The 21,534-nt window shown below is 68.6% G+C and carries 20 protein-coding genes and 1 tRNA gene; 16 read left to right on the top strand and 5 right to left on the bottom strand.

What is annotated here, in order from left to right; all coding sequences use genetic code 11:
• Nucleotides 1-56 precede the first annotated feature (56 nt).
• The 8 genes from ACFFGN_RS27570 (at nt 57) to ACFFGN_RS27535 (ending at nt 6,080) form a co-directional block, all read left to right on the top strand.
• Nucleotides 57-1,445 carry a UTP--glucose-1-phosphate uridylyltransferase gene (locus ACFFGN_RS27570; protein ID WP_380053093.1) on the top strand — a complete coding sequence of 463 codons (1,389 nt, stop codon included), beginning with the start codon at nt 57-59 and terminating at the stop codon, nt 1,443-1,445.
• Nucleotides 1,438-1,902 carry a GNAT family N-acetyltransferase gene (locus ACFFGN_RS27565; protein WP_380053091.1) on the top strand — a complete coding sequence of 155 codons (465 nt, stop codon included), beginning with the start codon at nt 1,438-1,440 and terminating at the stop codon, nt 1,900-1,902. The genes ACFFGN_RS27570 and ACFFGN_RS27565 overlap by 8 nt, the downstream gene beginning before the upstream one ends.
• Nucleotides 1,903-1,933: 31 nt before the next feature.
• Nucleotides 1,934-3,160 (top strand): molybdotransferase-like divisome protein Glp, encoded by a 1,227-nt coding sequence (glp, locus tag ACFFGN_RS27560; protein WP_380053089.1) that lies wholly within the window; start codon nt 1,934-1,936, stop codon nt 3,158-3,160.
• Complete coding sequence (gene moaC / locus ACFFGN_RS27555; RefSeq protein WP_380053087.1) at nt 3,157-3,633, top strand: cyclic pyranopterin monophosphate synthase MoaC; 477 nt, start codon at nt 3,157-3,159, stop codon at nt 3,631-3,633. Before glp ends, moaC begins: the two co-directional genes overlap by 4 nt.
• Entirely contained in the window at nt 3,630-4,121 is a 492-nt protein-coding gene (locus ACFFGN_RS27550) for a MogA/MoaB family molybdenum cofactor biosynthesis protein (RefSeq protein WP_380053085.1), read from the top strand. Before moaC ends, ACFFGN_RS27550 begins: the two co-directional genes overlap by 4 nt.
• The gene (locus tag ACFFGN_RS27545) at nt 4,121-4,732 is read left to right on the top strand and encodes a GNAT family N-acetyltransferase (protein ID WP_380053083.1); all 612 of its coding nucleotides are present in this window, start codon (nt 4,121-4,123) and stop codon (nt 4,730-4,732) included. Before ACFFGN_RS27550 ends, ACFFGN_RS27545 begins: the two co-directional genes overlap by 1 nt.
• 97 nt (nt 4,733-4,829) lie before the next feature.
• Nucleotides 4,830-5,669 (top strand): divisome protein SepX/GlpR, encoded by an 840-nt coding sequence (gene sepX / locus ACFFGN_RS27540; RefSeq protein ID WP_380053081.1) that lies wholly within the window; start codon nt 4,830-4,832, stop codon nt 5,667-5,669.
• Nucleotides 5,670-6,004: 335 nt separating this feature from the next.
• Nucleotides 6,005-6,080, top strand: a tRNA-Ala gene (locus tag ACFFGN_RS27535).
• A gap of 66 nt (nt 6,081-6,146) precedes the next feature.
• Here the strand turns inward: ACFFGN_RS27535 and ACFFGN_RS27530 are convergent.
• The 3 genes from ACFFGN_RS27530 to ACFFGN_RS27520 are packed head-to-tail and all read right to left on the bottom strand — an operon-like array spanning nt 6,147 to nt 10,087.
• Nucleotides 6,147-6,785 (bottom strand): response regulator, encoded by a 639-nt coding sequence (locus ACFFGN_RS27530; RefSeq protein ID WP_380053079.1) that lies wholly within the window; start codon nt 6,783-6,785, stop codon nt 6,147-6,149.
• Nucleotides 6,782-7,957 (bottom strand): sensor histidine kinase, encoded by a 1,176-nt coding sequence (locus tag ACFFGN_RS27525; RefSeq protein ID WP_380053077.1) that lies wholly within the window; start codon nt 7,955-7,957, stop codon nt 6,782-6,784. The genes ACFFGN_RS27530 and ACFFGN_RS27525 overlap by 4 nt, the downstream gene beginning before the upstream one ends.
• 39 nt (nt 7,958-7,996) lie before the next feature.
• A complete protein-coding gene (locus tag ACFFGN_RS27520; protein ID WP_380053075.1) occupies nt 7,997-10,087 on the bottom strand; it encodes an MMPL family transporter in 2,091 nt (696 codons plus the stop codon).
• 398 nt (nt 10,088-10,485) lie between these two features.
• Between ACFFGN_RS27520 and ACFFGN_RS27515 the strand changes: the two genes are divergently transcribed.
• A complete protein-coding gene (locus tag ACFFGN_RS27515) occupies nt 10,486-12,762 on the top strand; it encodes a rhamnogalacturonan lyase family protein (protein ID WP_380053073.1) in 2,277 nt (758 codons plus the stop codon).
• Nucleotides 12,763-12,815: 53 nt separating this feature from the next.
• Nucleotides 12,816-13,703 (top strand): alpha/beta hydrolase, encoded by an 888-nt coding sequence (locus tag ACFFGN_RS27510; RefSeq protein WP_380053071.1) that lies wholly within the window; start codon nt 12,816-12,818, stop codon nt 13,701-13,703.
• 132 nt (nt 13,704-13,835) lie between these two features.
• Here the strand turns inward: ACFFGN_RS27510 and ACFFGN_RS27505 are convergent, their stop codons facing one another.
• On the bottom strand, nt 13,836-14,255 hold the full coding sequence (locus ACFFGN_RS27505; RefSeq protein ID WP_380053069.1) for an ester cyclase: 420 nt from the start codon (nt 14,253-14,255) through the stop codon (nt 13,836-13,838).
• Nucleotides 14,256-14,336: 81 nt separating this feature from the next.
• On the opposite strand from ACFFGN_RS27505, the gene ACFFGN_RS27500 reads away from it, so the two are divergent.
• A complete protein-coding gene (locus ACFFGN_RS27500; protein ID WP_380053067.1) occupies nt 14,337-15,299 on the top strand; it encodes a squalene cyclase in 963 nt (320 codons plus the stop codon).
• On the opposite strand, the gene ACFFGN_RS27495 is transcribed toward ACFFGN_RS27500, so the two are convergent.
• Entirely contained in the window at nt 15,296-16,192 is an 897-nt protein-coding gene (locus tag ACFFGN_RS27495; RefSeq protein WP_380053065.1) for a hypothetical protein, read from the bottom strand. The genes ACFFGN_RS27500 and ACFFGN_RS27495 overlap by 4 nt on opposite strands.
• A 201-nt stretch (nt 16,193-16,393) precedes the next feature.
• On the opposite strand from ACFFGN_RS27495, the gene ACFFGN_RS27490 reads away from it, so the two are divergent.
• From ACFFGN_RS27490 to ACFFGN_RS27470, 5 genes are all read left to right on the top strand, one after another.
• On the top strand, nt 16,394-17,089 hold the full coding sequence (locus tag ACFFGN_RS27490) for a papain-like cysteine protease family protein (protein ID WP_380053063.1): 696 nt from the start codon (nt 16,394-16,396) through the stop codon (nt 17,087-17,089).
• A 3-nt stretch (nt 17,090-17,092) separates the two neighbouring features.
• Nucleotides 17,093-17,893: a hypothetical protein gene (locus tag ACFFGN_RS27485; protein WP_380053061.1), complete on the top strand. Its 801-nt coding sequence runs from the start codon at nt 17,093-17,095 to the stop codon at nt 17,891-17,893.
• 135 nt (nt 17,894-18,028) lie between these two features.
• Nucleotides 18,029-18,448: a Fur family transcriptional regulator gene (locus tag ACFFGN_RS27480; RefSeq protein ID WP_380053059.1), complete on the top strand. Its 420-nt coding sequence runs from the start codon at nt 18,029-18,031 to the stop codon at nt 18,446-18,448.
• 66 nt (nt 18,449-18,514) lie between these two features.
• On the top strand, nt 18,515-20,776 hold the full coding sequence (katG, locus tag ACFFGN_RS27475) for a catalase/peroxidase HPI (protein WP_380053056.1): 2,262 nt from the start codon (nt 18,515-18,517) through the stop codon (nt 20,774-20,776).
• Between the two features lie 81 nt (nt 20,777-20,857).
• Nucleotides 20,858-21,532: an HAD family hydrolase gene (locus ACFFGN_RS27470; RefSeq protein ID WP_380053054.1), complete on the top strand. Its 675-nt coding sequence runs from the start codon at nt 20,858-20,860 to the stop codon at nt 21,530-21,532.
• Nucleotides 21,533-21,534 lie beyond the last annotated feature (2 nt).

Genomic DNA, 21,534 nt, shown 5'->3' with positions numbered 1-21,534 from the left:
GCCTCGGGGCACAGGCTCCGGCCGCTTCCGTCGCCCGGATTGACTAGGGTTGCGGCATGAGTGAGGACGGTTTGCGCCAGGCGACGGAGAAGATGCGGTCGGCCGGGGTCGCGGAGGTCGCGATCAAGGTCTTCGCCCACTACTACGGACTGCTCGAATCCGGGCAGCAGGGCACCATCCGCGAGACCGAGATCGACCCGGTCGGCGAGCTGCCGCACCTGGAGCACCTCGACACCGATACCGAGGCGATGCGCGCGGCGCTGGCCGAGACCGCGGTGATCAAGCTGAACGGCGGCCTCGGTACGTCGATGGGCGTGACCGGTCCGAAATCGGCCCTGCCGGTCAAGGACGGCCTGAGCTTTCTCGACATCATCGCCCGCCAGATCCTGCACCTGCGCAAGACGTACGACGTACCGCTGCCGCTCGTGCTGATGAACTCGTTCCGCACTCGCGAGGAGTCGCTCGCCGTGCTCGGCCAGTACGGCGACCTGCCGGTGGACGGGCTGGACCTGGACTTCCTGCAGAACGCGGAACCCAAGCTGCGGGCCGACGACCTCACGCCGGTGGAGTGGACGGACGATCCCGAGCTCGAGTGGTGCCCGCCCGGCCATGGCGACCTGTTCACCGCGCTGGTGGCCTCCGGCATGCTCGACGCTTTGCGCGAGAAGGGCTTCCGGCACGCCTTCGTCTCGAACGCGGACAACCTCGGCGCCACCCCGGACGGCCGGATCGCCGCGTGGATGGCCGAGCACGACGTGCCGTTCGGCATGGAGGTCTGCCGCCGGACCCGGTCCGACCGCAAGGGCGGCCACGTCGCCGTGCGTAAGTCCGACGGCCGGCTGATCCTGCGGGACAGCGCGCAGGTCCATGCCGACGACAACGCGTCGTTCCAGGACGTCACCCGGCACAAGACGTTCAACACCAACAACCTGTGGATCGACCTGGACCGGCTGGCCGAACTGATGGCCGGTCACGACGGTGTGCTCGGCCTGCCGATCATCGTGAACAAGAAGACGGTCGACCCGGCCGACGCCGCTTCGCCGAAGGTGATCCAGCTCGAGACGGCTATGGGCACGGCGATCGAGACCTTCGAGGGTTCGCAGGCGGTGATCGTGGACCGGTCCCGGTTCAAGCCGGTGAAGACGACGAACGACCTGCTCGTGCTGCGCTCCGACGTCTACCAGCTCGACGAGTCCGGCGAGCTGACCACGACGCACGAGGGCGACGAGCCGTACGTCGATCTCGATTCGCAGTACTTCAAGATCCTGGCGGACTTCGAGAGCCGTTTCCCGGCCGGGGCGCCGTCGCTGGTCAAGGCCGATCGCCTGGAGGTGCGTGGTGACGTTGCCTTCGGCAAGGATGTGACCGTGATCGGTGAGGTCGAGATCGAGGCGCCCGCGGGCGAGCGGCGGGAGATCCCGGACGGAACCGAGCTCCGTGGCTGAGGTCTTCGTCCGGCCGCTGGAGCCGGCCGACTGCGCCGACGCGGCCGACGCCTGGTGGGCCTCCCGGCTGGCCGCCGCACCGGCCCTGCCCGAACCGGTGCACACGCTCGAAGAGGTTCGGGGCTGGTTCGCCGACGTGTTGCTGCCCGACGCCCAGACCTGGGTGGCGCTCGACGGTGACCGGATCGTCGCCGTGCTCACGCTGGACGGCGACGACCTCGACCAGTTGTACGTCGTACCGGAATTCGCCGGTCAGGGCATCGGCTCGATGCTGGTGGAGCTCGCGAAGGACCTGCGGCCCGGAGGGCTTGCCCTGTGGACGTTCCAGGCGAACAAGGCCGCGCAGCGGTTCTACGCTGCGCACGGCTTCACCGAGGTCCGCCGTACGGACGGGGCCGGCAACGAGGAGAAGGCGCCGGACGTCCGGATGGTCTGGGGCTCGCACCCAGAGGCCTGAACTGTCCTCGCAAGGCGCTAGGGTTCGGCGCATGAGGCGCAGCGTCGATGAACACCTGCAGGCGGTGCTGGAGCGGATCGCGCCGCTGCCGCCGTTCGAGCAGCCCTTGCTGGAAACGCTCGGGCTGGTGTTGTGCGAGGACGTCGACGCCGCGATCAGCCTGCCCGGTTTCGACAACTCCGCGATGGACGGTTACGCGGTTCAGGCCGCGGATCTCGCCGGCGCCTCCGAGGACGACCCGATCACGTTGCCGGTGATGGGCGATATCGCCGCGGGCCGGAGCCGCCCGCTGGTGGTCACCCAGGGCACCGCCACCCGGATCATGACCGGCGCCCCGATGCCACGCGGCGCCGACGCCGTCGTACCGGTCGAGTGGACCGACGGCGGCGCCGTTTCGGTCCGGATCCACCGCCAGCCCCCGGTGGGCAACTCCATCCGCCGGGCCGCCGAGGACATCCGCGCCGGTGAGCGCGTGCTGGACCAGGGCGTCACGCTCGGCCCGCGCCAGCTCGCGCTGCTCGCGGCGGTCGGCCGGTCCCGGGTGATGGCCCGGCCGCGACCGCGCGTGGTCGTCATCTCGACCGGCGCCGAACTGCGCGAGCCCGGTTCGAAGCTGGAGCACGGGCAGATCTACGACTCGAACAGCTACACCCTCGCGGCGGCCGCGCGGCAGGCCGGGGCGATCGTCTACCGGGTCGGCATCGTGGCCGACGACGAGAAGCAGTTCCTGGACACGCTGTCGGATCAGCTCGTGCGGGCCGACCTGGTGATCACCACCGGCGGCGTCAGCAAGGGTGCGTACGACGTGGTCAAGGAGGTCCTGCGCAAGACCGGCACGATCGATTTCCCCGAGGTCGACATGCAGCCGGGCAAACCGCAGGGCTTCGGCGTCATCGGCGAGGACTCGACGCCGATCTTCACCCTGCCCGGCAATCCCGTCTCGGCGTACGTGTCGTTCGAGGTCTTCATCCGGCCGGCCCTGCGCAAACTGATGGGCCGCCTGCCGTACCGGCGCCAAAGCGTGACCGGCGTACTGCTGGACGACTTCTCCTCGCCGAAGGGCCGTCGCCAGTTCGTTCGCGCGGCCGCCTCCCGCAACGAGGACGGCTGGATGATCCGTACGGTCGGCGGCCACGGCTCCCACCTGCTCGGCGGCATGAGCCGGGCGAACGCGTTGATCGTCGTACCCGAGGAAGTCACCGGCATGCGCTCGGGGGAGAACGCCGAGGTCTGGCTGCTCGACGAGGAGGCTTCGTGACCGATCGCCGTCTCACCCATGTGGACGAATCCGGCGCGGCCCGCATGGTCGACGTCTCCGCCAAAGAGGTGTCCGCCCGCCAAGCCGTTGCCTCCGGCAAGGTTCTGGTCAGCGCCGAGGTGGTCGCGGCGCTGCGCGGCGAAGGCGTGCCGAAGGGTGATGCCCTGGCCGTGGCGCGCATCGCCGGCATCATGGCCGCCAAACGCACGCCCGACCTGGTTCCGTTGTGCCACCCGATCTCGATCAGCGGCGTGAAGGTCGACCTGGAAGTGCTGGACGACGCCGTTTCGATCGTCGCCACCGTGCGGACCACCGACCGGACCGGCGTCGAGATGGAGGCGCTGACGTCCGTGACGGTGGCCGGCCTGACCGTCATCGACATGGTGAAAGCCCTCGACCCTGCCGCGGTCATCACCGACGTCCGGGTGGAGACCAAGGACGGCGGCAAAACCGGCCACTGGGAGCGCGGATGACCCGGGCGCTGGTGGTGAGCGTGTCGAACCGCGCGGCCGCCGGGGTGTATGAGGACACCACCGGGCCGTTGATCGCGACCACCTTGTCCGGTTGGGGTTTCACCGTGGACGGGCCGCAGGTCGTGCCCGACGGCTCCGCGGTGGAGACGGCTTTGCGCGCGGCGGTCGACGCGTCGTACGACGTGGTGGTGACGACCGGCGGCACGGGGATTTCCCCGACGGACGCGACGCCCGAGATGACGGCACGCGTGCTGGACCGGGAGATTCCCGGTATCGCGGAGGCCATTCGCGCGTTCGGCGTGGCCAAAGGAATCGCGACCGCCTCGTTGTCGCGTGGTCTCGCGGGAGTCGCCGGGCGCACGGTGATCGTGAACCTGCCCGGTTCGCGCGGGGGAGTGAAGGACGGCCTCGCGGTACTGGAGCCGATCCTGCCGCACGCGGTCGACCAGGTCGGCGGCGGCGATCACGTCCGGACGGACCTGGCCTGATGGCTGATTTCCGGTGGCCCGTGGAGCTGCAACACGGCCAAGTGGGTCTCCGGCCCTTGCGCACGAGTGACGGCCCTGAGTGGAGTGCGGTCCGCCAGCGCAATGTGAGTTGGTTGCGCCCGTGGGACGCGACGCAGCCGCCCGGTGGCGATCCGGGCGCTCCGACGTTCCGCGCGATGGCACGCGAGATGAACCGTCAGGCACGGCAAGGACGCATGCTGCCGTTCACCCTGACGTACGGCGGAGCCACCGAGGGCAAGGGCAAATGGCCGCTCGTCGGGCAGTTGACCGTGTCCGGTATCACCTACGGCTCGGCGCGCTGGGCCAACCTGGGTTACTGGATCGACGAGGCCTGGGCCGGCCGGGGTATCGTGCCGACGGCGGTCGCGATGGCCGCCGATCACTGCTGGTTCGTGCTGGATCTGCACCGCATCGAGGTGGCGATCCGCCCGGAGAACAAGGCGAGTCTGCGGGTGGTGGAGAAGCTGGAGTTCCGCGACGAGGGAGTGCGGCCCGCCTTCCTGCACATCGATGGCGAGTGGCGCGATCACCGGATCTTCGCTCTCAACCGTGAAGAGGTCGGCGCGGGATTGCTGTCCAGACTGAGCTGATCACAGCCCGTGTTATTCACACCAGTCACACGAGTCTTCTTGCGACACACCGCCCGACGTACCGGATGGAAACCGTTCCGGGTCTTAGCGTCATGGCATGGGGACGACCGGGCTGATCTATGTGGCGATCGTCGCTGCCTGGGCTGCCTACCTCGTTCCGATGTGGCTGCGCCGCAGCGACGAGGCTCCGCGTGCCTCCGGCTCGCCGTCTCCTGAGCGCCGGGTGCTGGCTCGCCAGACCGACGACCAGGACCGCGCCCGGTACGTCGTCCGCCCCTCGGGCTTCACCGGTACAACTACGGCCGGCTCCCCGGGTTACTCGGTTGAAGGCAGCCCGCCATCGCCGCGACGTTCGGCCGCATCCAACCGAGCCCGCCGGGTGGCCGCTATGCGGCGCCGGCGGGTGCTTTCGATGCTGACCCTGTCACTGCTGTCGCTCACCGCCCTGGCCTCGTTCGCGATCGTGCCCTGGTGGTCCCTCGGCGTACCCGGCGGCCTGATCGTGCTGTTCGTTTTCGTCGCCCGGTCCCAGGTCCGCAAGATGCAGCGGCGTGACGCCCGCGACCACGCCGAGTACGTCGAACGAGCCCGCGCCCGCGCCGAACACCACGAGGCCGGCCCGTCCACCTCGGCCGCGTCAGTCTCGGTTCCGGTGCTTGACGCCGAGGAGACGATCGAGGTCCGCCTGCCCGAGCCGGAGGCCCCCTCGACCGAAGGCCTCTGGGACCCGGTCCCGGTCACCCTCCCGACGTACGTGCACAAGGAGAAGGCCCCCGACCGTACGGTTCGCACGGTCAACCTCTCCGGCCCCGAGGTCTTCTCCTCCGCCCGAGTCACCCCCGAGCCCGAGCACGCCGTCTACCACCCCCCGGTGGCCGACCCCGTCCCGGCCGTCGAGGACGAAACCCCCGAAATCCCCCGCGCCGTCAACGACTAGCCCCCACCCCCGCGCCGTACCGCGCGGGGGTGGGTTAGTCACCCCGGGCTCCCGGGCGGGCAGGTCGCCGTACCGCGCGGGCGGGTCGCCGTACCGCGCGGCGCCGGTCGCCGTACCGCGTCGGCCGTTCGGGGAGGTGCCGTCGCGTACCTTGCTGCCGCGACTGGCCACGTCTACCCACCGCCTTTCATCTCCCGCGAGTGGTCGCGTCTTGCCGTCCACTGGACCGTCCCAGCAGGTGAGCCACGTGGCGCCCCCGGGAGTGGACCCCAGTGGTCAGGCGGCTTCGGAAACCGTGTTAAAGTTCTGCGGTCGCAAGGACGCAGCGACGACCTGGGGCTGTGGCGCAGTTGGTAGCGCGCCTCGTTCGCAACGAGGAGGCCAGGGGTTCGAATCCCCTCAGCTCCACCAGGCAACAAAGAACCCGCAAGTCGTGCTGACCTGCGGGTTTTTGTGTTTCAACCGGTGCGAGTGCGCCTAGGGGAGCCCGGCTTCGTACGCGGCGATCACGAGATGGACCCGGTCGCGAGCGCCCAACTTCGCCAGGATGCGGGCCACGTGAGTCTTGGCGGTCAGCGGGCTGACGACCAGCTCGTTCGCGATCTCCTGGTTGCTTCGGCCCGTGGCGACCAGCCGAAGCACCTCGCGTTCGCGCGCCGTCAGGCTGGCCAGCCGCTCAGGCGTGGGGGCGTCCGGGCGACTCAGCGCACGGGTGATGACCGCCCTGGTCGCGCCGGGCGACAGCAGCGCTTCCCCCGCCGCGACGGTGCGGATGGCGGCCAGCAACGCGTCCGGACGGGTGTCCTTGGGCAGGAATCCACACGCTCCCGCGCGTAGGCCGCGCAGTACGTTGGTGTCAGTCTCGAACGTGGTCAGGATCAGCACCTTGCTGCTCGCGTCGTCAGCGCAGATCTGCCGGGTCGCCTCGATGCCGTCGGTGCTCGGCATCCTGATGTCCATCAAAACGACGTCGGGGCACAGGTCCCGGGTCAGCGTCACCGCCTCGTCGCCGGTGCCGGCCTCCCCGACGACCTCCATGTCGCCAGCGGAGTTGACCAGCAGCGCGAACGCGCCGCGCACCAGGGTCTGGTCGTCGGCGAGCAGGACCCGGATCACGACGGCACCCGCCAGACCTCCGGCAGCGGCAGGCTGGCCCGTACCTCGAACCCTCCGGACTCGCCCGGGCCGGCGGACAGTTCGCCGCCGACGGCCTGTGCCCGCCTTGTCATCCCGGCGATCCCGAAGCCGGCCGGTGTCACGGTCGACTCCGGTCGCGCAGGCCCGTGATCGATGACCGCGATCCGCAGCCGGTGGCCGAACTGGTCGAGTCGGACGGTCGCGTGCTTGGCCGTCGAGTGTCGAATGACATTGGTGAGCGACTCCTGGATGATCCGATAGGCCACGACGGACACCGTCGACGGTAACTCGTCCGGGAGCCCGTCAGCCGCCACGTCGACCCGGACATCAGCCGCCTCGGCCATTTCCACCAGACGCTGCAGCTCGGCGAGGCGGGGCGCCGGCTCGGTTGGCTCGGCGTCGCCACCATGCAGCACGTCCAGCACGGCACGCAGCTCATGGAGGGTGGCCCGGCTCGTGTCCGACAGGTTGTGCAGCGTGCTGGACAGCTCCTGCAGCGACGCATCCCCGCGCCTCGGCAGCTGGTCGATCAGGTGCGCAGCGACGGATGCCTGGACGTTCGCGACCGCGAGGCCGTGCGCCAGGACGTCGTGCAGCTCGGCAGCGATCAGGACCCGCTCCTCGGCGACCCGCCGCTCGACCTCGTCGGCACGCTCCTGCTCCACCCGCGCGGTGACGGCGGCCTTCCAGTTCTCATGGAAGCGGACCGCCAGCCCGGCAAAGAAGGCCATGAACAGCCAGCCGACGCCGAGGAGGGCATCGGCAGGCGCCCCCGACGCCTCGTCGGCCAGGACCGGCACGGTCACCGCGGCCACCGCCAGCAGGACGGCGACGGGCCGCCGCGGTGGCGCGCTGTAGCGCGCCGCCGCGAACGCCGCCACCAGTGAGGCCGGCATCGTGGCCTCATGGGGATAGTTGAGGATGTGGTAAGGCGTCGACACGGCGAGGACCGCGAGGACGACGAGGATCGGCCGGCGCCGGCGGGCCAGCAACGGCGCTGACATCACGCCCAGAAGCGCGATCGCCCACAGATCCACGCTTCGCTCGCCGTCGAAATCGACCGCCTGGAGCATCAGAGCCACGACGAGGCCAAGCACGAACGCCGCCGCCGCCAGCAGCCGATCGGCTACTGACGGACGGAGCGCCATCATCGTTCCCACAGTGTCATCGACCACGTCATCGACACAGTCCTATCCCGTGCGCCAGAGCTTGCTGGGCCACCAGATCCGCGAACCCAGCGACATCGTCAGTGCGGGAACCACGATGGACCGCACCAGCAAGGTGTCGATGAGCACGCCGACGGCGACCAGTATCCCAATCTCGACGAGCATGACGAGCGGCAGCGTGGCGAGCACCGCGAACGTCGCCGCGAGCACGACGCCGGCCGAGGTGATCACTCCACCGGTCACCGCGAGGCCACGCTTCGTGCCCTCGACAGTGCCGTGCTGGGCGGCTTCCTCACGTACCCGGGTCATCAGGAAGATGTTGTAGTCGACCCCGAGCGCAACCAGGAAGAGGAACCCGATCAGCGGCACCGACGGCTCCAACCCGGCGAAACCGAGCACCTGCTCGAACAACAGGTTGCACAGTCCGAGGGCTCCGAAGAACGACACCACGACGGTGGCGACCAAGACCAGCGGAGCCACGATCGCCCGCAGCAGCAGCGCGAGAATGGCGAGCACCACCAGCAGGATCAGCGGCATCACCAGATTGCGGTCGCTCTTGTTGGCTTCGGCCTCGTCAAGCTTTTCGGCACTCGGCCCACCGACCAGCACGTCCGCGCCGGCGACCTGGTGCACGCGCTCTCGCAGCCGCTTGATCGTTGCCGTCTCACCCGCGCTTTCTGGCGAGTCGACCGGGATCACGGAGATCTCCACCCAGTTGTCACTGGTCCGGCCGATCTCGGCTTCGGCAACCCCCGGGGTCCTTTCGACGGCGGCCAGCACCTCGCGGCTGTGGTCCGGGCGACTCATCACGGTGAGCGGCTGACCGCTCTGGTCGGGGTAGCGCGCCTCGATCAGCTTCGCCCCGGTCACCGACTCCGGTGTCGAACGGGCGAACTGGTCCAGCTGCGGAAGCGAGCCGCTGGCGCCGACCATGCCCAGCGCGAGACCGCCCAGGATCACCAGCGGCACCGCCCAGCTGACGACGCGGCGGCGCGCAACCAGCTCGCCAAGCCGGGCCCATCGAGAACCAGATTCGTGTGGCTCAACCCCGAGTCGTGGCACGAACGGCCAAAAGACCCGGCGCCCGAGCACCACCAGCAGAGCCGGGAAAAGCGTCAGCATGACGAGCAGCGTGGACCCGATGCCCGCCGCACCCACCGGGCCGAGACCGCTGGTGCTGTTGAGATCCGCGGCCAACAGGCACAACAGGCCGGCCACCACCGTCGCCGCCGAAGCAAGGATTGCCGGGCCGGCCCCACGCAGCGCCGCCAGCATCGCGTCGATCGGGCGCTCGTGGTTGTGCAGCTCCTCGCGGTAGCGAGACACGAGAAGCAAGGCGTAGTCGGTGCCCGCGCCGAAGACCAGGACGATCAGCAGCGCCGAACTCATGCTCGTCACGGTGAGGTCGAAGATCTGGGTGAGTGCGTAGACAACACCCATCGACATGATCGCCGCGACCCCGACCGCCGTGAGCGGGACCAGCCACAGCAGCGGACTGCGGTACGTCAGGATCAGCAGGACCGCCACCACTACGGCAGTAGCGAGCATCAACGTAGCGTCGACGGCATCGAAGACCTCGTCCATGTCGGCCCCTAGCGCGGCCGGACCGGTGACATAGGCATTCAGGCCGTTCGGCCGGTCGGCGAGAAGGGCACGCGCATCCGCGGTGGCGCGGGCCTCCTCGTTGATCGCCTCTTGGCCGAGCGGCAGCGCGTACATCAGGGCTGTGCCGTCCGCGGAGTCGATGATCTCGGGCGGTGCGGCGGTGGCGTTGCCGAATCGCTCGGCCAGCTCAGTGTGGCCGCGGACGACGGCCTCCCGATCGCCCGGTTGGAGGCCGGCGGGTCGTTCGTACACGACCACGAGCAGGCCGCTCTCGCCGCCGGGCAGCTCGGCCTCGGCCAGGAGTACCTTGGTCGACTGGGCGCTGGCCGGCAGGTAGTCGGCCTGGCCATCGCGGGTTACCGAGTCGAGTTTGCCGGCGAGTGAGAGGCCGCCCACCACCAGCCCGAGCCACACAGCCAGCATGAGCCATGGCACCACGGTCTTGGTCCGTGATCCCTTCGGTCTGGTATCGGCGCCGGAGCGGTCGGGCGCCCGTAGTTGAGAAGTCATGACGATTACGCTGTCAAGCCGGCGGGGTTGACAGCGTCTGGCCACGGCAGACACTTCGCCGTACTCCGCGCGGAGTACGGCGAACGGCTGGGCAGGCGCTTCCGGCGGATGGCTACGGCGGACGACAGAAGCCGAGACGTCGGCAGATCGACAACGAAATCGAATCAGGGCTAGCGCCGTATCGACGCGTCCGCAGCGGTAGCGCGCGCCGCGGAGACTGTGAACGCTCACAGTTGTACGTGCAGTTCCTCTTGAAATGTTGCCTGACGTGCGCTTCAATCAGCGCAGAAATGGGCCATTGCGGGATTGTGCACGTTCACAACTTGTCATCACTGCACGAGCCTTGCTTCGCCTGACACTCTTCGCCGCCCCCGATGAGGAAGAGGTGCTCCACGACCATGTCCTACCTTCAGTTGCCCCCAGCAACAATCATGTTCGCGCGCCGACGACGTACCGCAGTGCTTGCCGCGGGCGTGGCTGCCGCAACGTTGGCCGCCGGCCTTGTCGCCCTCCCGGCGGCTTCGGCCGCTGCCGTGCGTTTCGAGGCGGAGAGCGCGCCGGCCACGTGTGCCGGTGTCGTCGAGTCCAATCACGCCGGTTACTCCGGAAGCGGCTTCTGCAATGGCGACAACACGGTCGGCGCGGCAGCGCAGTTCACCGTGACCGGATCAGAGGCAGGTACGGCGACCATCGCCATCCGGTACGCCAACGGCGCGACGGCGGGTCGTGCGGCCGACGTGGTCGTCAACGGCGCGGTCGCCCATCCTGGCGTCGCGTTCGAGCCGACCGGTGCCTGGAGCACCTGGAGCACGAAGACGCTCACCGTGCCGGTGAACGCCGGCGCGAACACGATCCGGGTGAGCCCGACCACCGCCGCCGGCCTGGCGAACATCGACTACCTCGACTTCGAGGCGGGCGGCGGGAATCCGCCGGGCGAGGGCCGGCAGGTGGAGGACCTGAACCGCGGCCTGGTGAGTGTGCGCTCCGGGTCCGGCAACCTGGTGTCGTGGCGGCTGTTCGGGTACGAGCCCGCCTCGACCGCGTTCAACGTGTACCGCGGTACCACCAAGCTGAACGCCACGCCGATCACCAACTCGACGAACTACCTGGACTCGGGGGCGGCCTCGGACGCGTCGTACACGGTCCGCGCGGTGGTGAACGGCACCGAGCAGGCGGCGTCCGAGCCGTCGCTGCGCTTCACCGGAGGCAACTACCTGGACGTGCCGATCTCCCGGCCCGGGACCAGCTACACCGCCGGTGACGCGAGTGTCGGTGATGCGGACGGCGACGGCCAGCTCGAGATCTTCCTCAAGTGGGATCCGAGCAACCAGAAGGACAATGCGCAATCCGGCATCACCAGCAACGTCTACCTCGACGCATACCGGCTCAACGGTCAGCGGCTGTGGCGCATCGACCTTGGCCGCAACATCCGCGCCGGCGCTCACTACACCCAGTTCCAGGTGTACGACTACGACGGCGACGGCCGAGCCGAGCTCGCGGTCAAGACAGGTGACGGTACGGTCTCCGGCACCGGGCAGGTGATCGGCAACGGCAGTGCACTGCACCGCAACAGCGACGGCTACATCATCACCGGTCCCGAGTACCTGACCATGTTCAACGGGCTCACCGGCGCGGCCATGTCAACGGTGGCCTTCGAGCCGGCCCGCGGCAACATCTGCGACTGGGGTGACTGCAAGGGCAACCGGGGCGACCGGTTCCTGGCCGGAACCGCCTACCTCGACGGGCAGCGGCCCAGTGTGATCATGGGTCGCGGCTACTACGAGAAGAGCGCCATCGCGGCGTGGGACTTCCGCGACGGCCGGCTCACCAGGCGCTGGAAGTTCGACTCCAGCAGCGCAGGCCGGCAGTGGACCGGGCGGGGTACCCACTCGCTGTCCATCGCCGACGTCGACGGCAACGGCACCGACGAGGTCATCTACGGCGGCATGACCATCAACGCCAACGGCACTGGCCGCTACACCACCAACTTCTACGCCCACGGCGACGCGCTGCACGTGAGTGACTTCGTCCCCAGCCGCCCCGGCCAGGAGATCTGGCAGATCCACGAGCAGAGCTCCGGCGCCGCCGCGACGCTGCGCGACGGCAACAGCGGCGCCGTCATCATGCAGAAGAACAACACCTGCAACTGTGAGGGCCCAGCCCGCGGCGTGGCAGGTGACGTGTACGCAGGCAACGCCGGTGCCGAGTTCTGGGGCAAGGGCACCGGCCTGACCAACCTGTTCAACTCCTCCGGCGGCAGCGTCGGACGAGCACCGGCCAGCGCGAACTTCCTCGCCTGGTGGGACGGCGACCCGGTGCGCGAACTGCTGGACGGCAACCACGTCGACAAGTACGGCCCCAGCGCCGACACCCGCCTGATGACCGGTTCCGGCGCGCACTCCATCAACGGAACCAAGGCCACTCCGGCGCTGTCCGGTGACCTGTTCGGCGACTGGCGCGAGGAGGTCATTCTGCCCCGCGACGACAATGCCGCCCTGCGTATCTACGCCACGACCGCACAGACCGACCGGCGGATCTACACGTTGCTGCACGATCCGCAGTACCGAGTAGCCATCGCGTGGCAGAACACGTCCTACAACCAGCCCCCGCACCCCAGCTTCTTCCTCGGCAACGGCATGAGCACCCCGCCCCAGCCGAAGATCCACGTCCGCTGAGCACCGCTCTACCGCTGTTGTTCCGGCCCTCACTATTACAGCAAGGAGTGATCGTGTCGCTGCAAAGACGTACGTTCCTGAGGCTGAGCACGCTCGCCGCCGCGACCGCGGGTGTCGCGCCCCTGGTTGGCGCCGGTCCGGCCGGCGCGGCGCCCGCCGGGCCGGTGGCGGCCGCGCCGACCACGCCGTTCGCGGTCGGTGTGCGCCGGTACGACTGGACTCGTGGCAGCCGTCGGTGCACTACGTACATCTTCTATCCCGCCACGGGCACTCCCGGCGGCGCTCCGGTGGCGAACGCACCGGTCGCGAACGGGGTCTTCCCCGTCTACAACTTCACCCATGGCTTGGGCGGTAACCCGCAGAACTCCACGTTCAGTCCCGCCCTGGCCGCGGCCGGCTTCATCGTGCCCGCTCCGCACTTCATCCATAACCTCAACGATGTCAACAACGGCAACACGTCCAAGGACGTCTCGCAGATCATCACCAACACCCTTGCCCTCAACAGGAGTGGACCGCTGGCCGGCCACATCAACACCGGCATCGGCGTCGGAGTGTCCGGCCATTCCATGGGCGGCATGGTCACCCACGGCCTGCTGACCCGCTGGCCCGACAGCCGGATCATCTCAGCCAACCCGCAGTCATGCCTCGACATGGGCAACCCCGCCGCCTCGGTCCGTGCCAAGGTCCTGTTCGTCCACGGCGATCAGGACCCGACCACGGCGTACTCCTCGGCCCGGCAGGCGTACGCGGAAATGAGGTGGCCCAAGGCGTTCCTCACCTTCCTCAGCGGCGGCCACAGCAGCTTCTGGGACGACCAGCGGTTCCGCGGGACCGTCATCAACTGGGCCCACTGGACCATGTACGGCGACACCGCCGCCCGGGACCGCCTCGCCGCCGGCGCGACCGGGCCCGGGACCAGGTGGGAAGCCCAGCTGGGATGACGGGCCGCCGTGGTGTCCTCGGGTGAGGCCACCTGGCAGGCCATAGATGATGCGGGCGGCCGGTCTCCACCGGGGAGGCCGGCCGTCGGCTTTGCCGGGACGCCGGAATCTGGCGCTTGCGTTCGTCGCGTGCTAACCGGGGATAGGCGGGGAGCCTTGGGTCAGGTGGTCGCGGGCAGCTGAGCCCAGGTCGCCCCAGCAGTCGATGATGCGCCGGTTGTCGAGGCGGTAGATCGCGAGTTCGTGGATGCGGATCAGCCGGCCTGTTGCGGCGATGCCGAGGAAGGGGGTGCCGGTGTGGGTGGCGGTGTCGATCAGGTGGGCGGAGAGCCAGTCGCCGTCGACGAGGAGGTGCTGGAGGTCCCAGTGGTAGTCGGGAAAGGCCTCGACCACCTCGCGTAGGCCGTCGGCGTACGCCTTGAGACCAGCGGGATTGCCGTTGATCCGTACGTTCTCGTCGACGAATTCGCCAAGGTCGTCGAACCGCCGCTCGTTGGAACATGCCAGGTAGCGCCGGTAGAACGTCACCAGTTCGTCGCGTTCTGACTTCATCACACCGTCCGTTCCGCCTTGTGCCGGGGATTGCGTTCGAGGCCCGGTTCGAGCCGTCCGGAGGCCGGTACCCTGTCGGCCATGGTGCATGACTCTGCGCTGATCGACTGGTTGCTGGACTCGGATCCGGCGCTGCGTTGGCAGGTGGAACGCGATCTGGTCGGCGCGTCGCCAGACGTGTGGGAGGCGACGCGGGCCCGGATCGCGACGGAAGGGTTCGGTGCGCGGTTGCTCGCGGTGCAGGACCCTGACGGGCAATGGGCCAGCGGCGCGTTCTTCCCCGGCCGCACTCTCGACCTCGAGCCGTCGGACGAGGGGCAACCGTGGACGGCCACCACTTGGTCGCTCAACGCGCTGCGCGAGTGGGGTCTCGATCCAGCGGCCCTGGCCGGTACGGCGGAACTGCTCGCCGCCAACTGCCGCTGGGAGTACCAGGATCGTCCGTACTGGGATGGCGAGGTAGATGCCTGCATCAACTCGTACACCCTCGCGAACGGCGCGTGGCTCGGCGCGGATGTCTCCAAGATCGCCCAGTGGTTCGTCGAACACCGCATGGCCGAAGGCGGCTGGAACTGCGAGTGGGTGGCGGGTTCAACCCGTTCCTCGTTCCACTCGACGCTTAACTCGCTGATCGGCCTGCTGTACTACGAGACCGCTACAGGTGGTTCCGACGACCTACGCGCCGTACGGCGGGCAGGCGAGGAATACCTACTGGAGCGGCGTCTACTTCGCAAGAGATCTACCGGCGAGCTAGTCGGACCGTGGGCCACGGAGTTCGCGTATCCCTTCCGCTGGCCGTACAGCGTGCTGAAGGCGCTCGACCACTTCCGGGCCGCAGCGATCCACGACGGCACCTCACCCGACCCGCGACTGGCCGACGCCGTCGAGGTGGTTCAGGCCGCTCGGCAGTCCGACGGCACTTGGCTGCAGCAACTCCGCCACCCGGGACAAGCCTGGTTCGAAGTCGACGTACCGCCCGGCGAACCCTCCAAGTGGCTCACCTTCCACGCCACCCGCATCCTCGCCTGGTGGGACACGCGTTAGTCCCACTCCCAGGTGATGCCTATTACGCCGGGGGTGGTGGAGGGGGCCACTACGTGGACGCGGCCGTCGGGGGTCATCATCAGTTCGCGGTGTTCGGCGTCGGGGGCGCTCGAGTGGGGGCGGCGGAACTGGTCGACGCGGACCGGGAGGGCGTCGCGGTGGAACTGGACTTCGAGGACGTGGTGCGTACCCGGCCATTCGTGGAAGCGGTAGTACTGGGTCGTGGGTTCGCCGGTTCGATCGTCGATGGCGTAGCGGATGACCGCGGTGTCGCCGACGGCCAGCGTGCGGTCGAGGAGTAGTTCGCCGAGGACTGCGCTGGATTCGGCGTCGCGGGCCACTCGGCCGGTTCGGCAGCCCGCCATCCCGCGGGGCGCGATCAGGGTGGCGTCGGAGCCAGGTTCGCCTTGGTGCACAACGATCTGGCGGTCCGCTTCCTCAACCGCCACCACCGACTGGACCACCTGTTTGGAGACGAGACTGTGGTCCGCGCCGATGACGATCTCCTCGACCACGGTGACGCTTCGCAACTTGCCGTGGGCTTCGGGGCGTACGTCGTCCAGCAGGCGGGTGAGCGCTGCGGCGTAGTCGACCACCGCGTACGGGCGAACTCGTGCGGGCGGTTCGGTATGCGCCGGGGGAATGCGGACGGTCAGCCAGCCCGCGGGTAGTTCCAGCACGTCCTCGAGCGCGCTGACCACCGAAGCCGAGGACGGCCGTGGCTGGCGGCGACCGCTTTGCCAGGTACTGAGCGTGGCGATGCCGACCTGGACACCACGCTCGGCGAGTTTGGCCTGGATCCGGTTCAGGGCCAGGCCGCGGTTGGTGATCGCGGCTCGCAGCGCGACGGCGAACGGCGCGTCCGCACCGGCATCCGGAAGGTGGATCTGCATCTGCCTCATTGTCGCCTCGACGGGGGAGAAGACCGGCTCGCGTCAGTGTAAACGTTCACACCTGCGGGCGAAACGCTGTGTTGTGACGCGTTCACGTCGCGTTGCCGTTCACAGCCGCCGAACGGGCCGAAACGAGCCGTTGTCCGTGCGGTGCCGGGCGATCACGATGAGGCCCTCACCGCCCCAGTGAAGGAGGACCCGATGAAGAGGGTCACCGCCCGCCGGGCCACTTTGTGGCTCACGGCAACAATGCTCGGCCTGGCCACCATCACCCCGGCCGCCACCGCCGCGACAACCATCCCCGCGGCATCCACCAGCACCGCGACAACCACCGCCGCGACAACCACCTCCGCCCCGACCGCCGTACGGCCCGTTGCGCCATCGGCCGCAAAGCCCGCATCAGCCGCGACCACGCTCGCGGCCCGTACGCTGAACATCACCGGCCAGGCGCAGGAGAAGACGAACTGGTGCTGGGCCGCGACCGGTAACACCATCGCCGCGTACTACGGCTACCGCTACTCGCAGAACCAGTTCTGCAACTTGGCCTTCGGCTACTCGATGAACGCGACCTGCCCGAACGACCAGGCGACCCTGGGCAACGATCAGCGCGCATTCCGCGCCATCGGCATCAGCCCGGGCAACTACATCAGCAACACGCTCAGCTTCAGCACCGTCGCTGCCGAGATCGACGCCAACCGCCCGGTGATGACGCGGATCCTGTGGCGGTCCGGAGGTGGGCACATGATGGACATCTACGGCTACGACTCCGGCAACAGCACGATCCAGTACTACAACCCGTGGCGCGCGGATCCGCGCTACAACACCTCGACCTACAACTGGTACCGGTCCAACTCGCAGTTCACCTGGACCCACTCGCTCTACCGGATCGGAGCCTGAGCCATGAGGCGTTCACGTGTACTGCGGATGGCGGCCGGCCTGGCCGCGGGAATCACCCTCACCGTCTCGATGTCCGGTATCGCCCAGGCCTCCGAAGGGCCCGATCTCGGCGCCGCGGCGAAGGCGGCCCACTCCGCCGAGGCCACCCGGCTGATCGACAAGGCGGTCAAGTGGTCGAACCAGCGCGCGGGCAGAACGGCTGAAGCCACGCCGGTCGTCGTACAGCAGGATGCCGTACCGGTTTACGCGCTCAGTCCTGACTTCGTGACCGGGCGATCGGCTGATGTCGCGTCACTGTGGTACGTCGCGACGACGGCGACCAAGGGCCGTACGACCCTGACGGTCTTCACCGCGCCGCAGGCCGGCCGATGGGCACCGGTAAACGTTGCCACCGGCAACACCGAAGCCCGGATGGCGGCGGCCGCCCGGGGCGCGAGGTTGTTCACCGAGCCCCAGATCGGCGCCTGGTACGCGCTCAAGGCAGGCCGGATTCACGCGCTCAACGACACCGCCACCGAGGCCATCGGCAGTACGCCGATCACGGTCGAGGCTTACCGGGCACGAGTCGCCGCGCGGTACGCCGACAAGCAGGCGGGCAGCGCGTACGACAAAACCGGCGCCGCCGGCGGCTACGACACCTCGGCACCAGCCAAAGCAGCCGGCGACTACAACGCCTCGGCACCGGTTCAAGCGGCGACGGAAAAGCCAGCCGCAGGTCAAGCCCTCCTGTTGACCGCGGCCAGCTCCGCCCTGCTGGCCCTGGGCGGCGTCGTCGTCTACCGGCGAAAGCGCACATCAGTCTGATTCGAACCCACCCCCACCTCGAAGGCCGGCCTCCCACGGGAGACCGGCCTTCGGCGCGTTCCGGGCAGACTCGCTGACAAAGCGCCTAATCTTGACTCATTCCAGAAAAGGGGGGAGACTCTGGGGGTGCCCACGATGACGGAAGTCGAGCAGATGCTGCGTGGCGCGGCGCTGCGGGTGACTCGTCCACGGGTGGCGGTGCTGACCGCGGTGCACGCTCATCCGCACGCTGATACGGACTCGATCATCGGGGCCGTGCGCGAGGATCTGCCGCAGGTCTCCCACCAGGCCGTGTACGACTGCCTGCACGCGCTCACCGCGGCCGGTCTGGTCCGGCGCATTCAGCCGTCCGGCTCCGTCGCCCGCTACGAGTCCCGGGTGGGGGACAACCACCACCACGTCATCTGCCGGTCGTGCGGCGTCATCGCCGATGTCGACTGCGCTGTCGGTCATGCCCCGTGTTTGACCGCCTCCGGTGATCATGAGTTCCAGATCGACGAGGCCGAGGTCATCTATTGGGGCCTGTGCGCCAACTGTTCTGCCAAGACTTCCTGACATTTCACTTGTTTCACCGAACATCAGCTCCGCGAAGCCTGCTACGCCGAATCCCGGAAGGATCCCATGTCTGAAAAAGACGACCACCAGCCGCTCGTCGCTGAAGCCAGCGAGGAGAGCCGAGGTGAAGAGGAGGGTGGCCGCGGTGGCTGCCCGGTCGCCCATGGCGGCGCCACGCACCCGACCCGGGGTAGCGCCAACAAGGGCTGGTGGCCGAACCAGCTCAACCTGAAGATCCTCGCCAAGAACCCGCCGGTCACGAACCCGCTGGGCGAGACGTTCAACTACGCCGAGGAGTTCAAGACCCTCGACCTGGCGGCCGTGAAGCGGGACATCGCCGAGGTGCTGACCACCTCGCAGGACTGGTGGCCGGCCGACTTCGGTCACTACGGCCCGCTGATGATCCGGATGGCCTGGCACAGCGCCGGCACGTACCGCATCACCGACGGCCGGGGTGGCGCCGGGGCCGGGCAGCAGCGGTTCGCGCCGCTGAACAGCTGGCCGGACAACGCGAACCTCGACAAGGCCCGGCGGTTGCTGTGGCCGATCAAGAAGAAGTACGGCCAGAAGATCTCCTGGGCCGACCTGATGGTCCTGACCGGCAACGTCGCGCTGGAGTCGATGGGCTTCAAGACCTTCGGTTTCGCCGGTGGCCGCGCGGACGTGTGGGAGCCGGACGAGGACGTCTACTGGGGTCCGGAGACCACCTGGCTGGCCGACGAGCGCTACAGCGGTGACCGCGAGCTCGAGAAGCCGCTGGGTGCGGTCCAGATGGGCCTCATCTACGTGAACCCCGAAGGCCCGAACGGTAACCCGGACCCGCTGGCCTCGGCCCGCGACATCCGCGAGACCTTCGGCCGGATGGCGATGAACGACGAGGAGACCGTCGCGCTGATCGCCGGCGGTCACACCTTCGGTAAGACCCACGGCGCGGCCGACCCGGAGAAGTACGTCGGGGCCGAGCCCGAGGGTGCTCCGCTGGAAGAGCAGAGCCTCGGCTGGAAGAACAGCTTCGGTACCGGTAAGGGCGCCGACACCATCACCAGTGGCCTGGAGGGTGTCTGGACCGACACCCCGACCGCCTGGGACAACAGCTTCTTCGAGATCCTGTTCGGCTACGAGTGGGAGCTGTTCAAGAGCCCCGCCGGTGCGAACCAGTGGCGGCCGAAGGGCGGCGCCGGCGACGGCACCGTGCCGGACGCGCACGACCCGTCGAAGCGGATCGCGCCGACCATGCTGACCACCGACCTGGCGCTGCGCTTCGACCCGATCTACGAGCCGATCTCGCGCCGCTTCCTGGAGAACCCGGCCGAGTTCGCGGATGCCTTCGCGCGGGCGTGGTTCAAGCTGACGCACCGCGACATGGGCCCGATCCAGCGCTACCTCGGCCCGGAGGTTCCGTCCGAGGTGCTGCTGTGGCAGGACCCGCTGCCCGCGGTTACGCACGAGGTGATCGGCGCGGCCGAGATCGACGCGCTCAAGGCGCAGCTGCTGGCCTCCGGCCTGTCGATCTCCCAGCTGGTTTCGACCGCTTGGGCCTCGGCGTCGTCCTTCCGCGGCAGTGACAAGCGTGGTGGCGCCAACGGTGCGCGCATCCGCCTCGAGCCGCAGAACGGCTGGGAGGTCAACAACCCCGACGAGCTGCGTACGGTGCTGACGACGCTCGAGGGCATCAAGGAGTCCTTCAACGCGGTTCAGACCGGGGGCAAGCAGGTTTCGCTCGCGGACCTGATCGTGCTTGGTGGTACCGCCGCCATCGAGGCGGCTGCTGCCAAGGCCGGGGTCGCCATTGAGGTTCCGTTCACGCCGGGCCGGGTGGACGCGTCCCAGGAGCTGACGGACGTCGAGTCGTTCGCCGCGCTCGAGCCGACCGCGGACGGGTTCCGCAACTACCTCGGCAAGGGCAACCGCCTGCCGGCCGAGTACCTGCTGCTCGACAAGGCCAACCTGCTCACCCTGAGCGCGCCCGAGATGTCGGTGCTCGTGGGTGGTCTGCGCGTGCTGGGCACGAACTACCAGCACTCGTCGCTCGGCGTCTTCACCGAGAACCCGGGCGCGTTGACGAACGACTTCTTCGTCAACCTGCTCGACCTCGGTATCGAGTGGAAGCCGACGTCGAAGGACGCGGAGACCTTCGAGGGCCACGATCTCGCCACCGGTGACGTCAAGTGGACCGGTAGCCGGGTCGACCTGGTCTTCGGCTCGAACTCCGAGCTCCGCGCGCTCGCCGAGGTCTACGCGAGCGACGACGCCAAGGAGAAGTTCGTTCGCGACTTCGCCGCGGCGTGGGTCAAGGTCATGGAGCTGGACCGCTTCGACCTGGCCTGATCCGCTGATCCGTTGAAAAGCGGCCCTTCCCATCTTCGGGAAGGGCCGCTTTGCCGTGGTATCAGGGTTTACGCTTCAGCAGTGATCAAAGGGCTCTTGCTCGACTTCTACGGCACGGTGGTCGAGGACGACGACGCCTACATGGAGCGGATCGCGGCGTACGTCGCCTCGCGCGCATCCGTACCGATCTCGGCCGACGACGTCGGCAGGGCCTGGACGCAGGAGTACTACGCCGCGGCCTCGGGTCCGGTGTTCCGCACGTTGCGGGAGTGCGCGCGAACCAGCCTGGGCATCGTCATGGCCGAGGTCGGTTGCGCGGGCGATCCGGCGGAGCTCTGCGGGGACCAGTTCCGGTCCTGGCAGACGCCGCCGTTGCGGTCCGGCACGCGCGAGTTCCTCTCCGCCGTCGACCTGCCGATCTGCATCGTGTCCGACGTGGATCGGCACGACCTCGACGCGGCGCTGGCCTACCACGGTCTGGCCTTCACTGCCGTCGTGACCAGCGAGGACGTTGGCGCTTACAAACCGGACCAGGCCATGTTCACCACCGCGCTCGCGACTCTGAAGCGCCAGCCCGACGAGGTCATGCACGTCGGCGACTCCCTCACCTCCGACATAGCCGGCGCCCACACCGCCGGCATCCGCGCCATCTGGATCAACCGTCACAACCGCCCCACTCCGGCCGACGCCCCCAGCACCCACGAAATCCCCGACCTCTCCGCCCTGACCGCCATTCTCGATAGACAGCGCGGTTAGCC

Source organism: Kribbella deserti, assembly GCF_042434725.1.
In the GTDB taxonomy this organism is placed as follows: domain Bacteria; phylum Actinomycetota; class Actinomycetes; order Propionibacteriales; family Kribbellaceae; genus Kribbella; species Kribbella deserti.
This window is presented reverse-complemented; position numbering and strand designations above follow the sequence as displayed.

Excerpts from the sequence above, each read along its gene's own strand:
- ACFFGN_RS27490 (WP_380053063.1), top strand. The coding sequence starts at position 16,394 with ATGAAGAGGGTCACCGCCCGCCGGGCCACTTTGTGGCTCACGGCAACA.
- ACFFGN_RS27500 (WP_380053067.1), top strand. The coding sequence starts at position 14,337 with ATGGTGCATGACTCTGCGCTGATCGACTGGTTGCTGGACTCGGATCCG.
- sepX (WP_380053081.1), top strand. The coding sequence starts at position 4,830 with ATGGGGACGACCGGGCTGATCTATGTGGCGATCGTCGCTGCCTGGGCT.
- katG (WP_380053056.1), top strand. The coding sequence starts at position 18,515 with ATGTCTGAAAAAGACGACCACCAGCCGCTCGTCGCTGAAGCCAGCGAG.
- ACFFGN_RS27485 (WP_380053061.1), top strand. The coding sequence starts at position 17,093 with ATGAGGCGTTCACGTGTACTGCGGATGGCGGCCGGCCTGGCCGCGGGA.
- ACFFGN_RS27525 (WP_380053077.1), bottom strand. The coding sequence starts at position 7,957 with ATGATGGCGCTCCGTCCGTCAGTAGCCGATCGGCTGCTGGCGGCGGCG.
- ACFFGN_RS27550 (WP_380053085.1), top strand. The coding sequence starts at position 3,630 with ATGACCCGGGCGCTGGTGGTGAGCGTGTCGAACCGCGCGGCCGCCGGG.
- ACFFGN_RS27495 (WP_380053065.1), bottom strand. The coding sequence starts at position 16,192 with ATGCAGATCCACCTTCCGGATGCCGGTGCGGACGCGCCGTTCGCCGTC.
- ACFFGN_RS27480 (WP_380053059.1), top strand. The coding sequence starts at position 18,029 with ATGACGGAAGTCGAGCAGATGCTGCGTGGCGCGGCGCTGCGGGTGACT.
- ACFFGN_RS27515 (WP_380053073.1), top strand. The coding sequence starts at position 10,486 with ATGTCCTACCTTCAGTTGCCCCCAGCAACAATCATGTTCGCGCGCCGA.
- ACFFGN_RS27570 (WP_380053093.1), top strand. The coding sequence starts at position 57 with ATGAGTGAGGACGGTTTGCGCCAGGCGACGGAGAAGATGCGGTCGGCC.
- ACFFGN_RS27545 (WP_380053083.1), top strand. The coding sequence starts at position 4,121 with ATGGCTGATTTCCGGTGGCCCGTGGAGCTGCAACACGGCCAAGTGGGT.
- glp (WP_380053089.1), top strand. The coding sequence starts at position 1,934 with ATGAGGCGCAGCGTCGATGAACACCTGCAGGCGGTGCTGGAGCGGATC.
- ACFFGN_RS27505 (WP_380053069.1), bottom strand. The coding sequence starts at position 14,255 with ATGAAGTCAGAACGCGACGAACTGGTGACGTTCTACCGGCGCTACCTG.
- ACFFGN_RS27520 (WP_380053075.1), bottom strand. The coding sequence starts at position 10,087 with ATGACTTCTCAACTACGGGCGCCCGACCGCTCCGGCGCCGATACCAGA.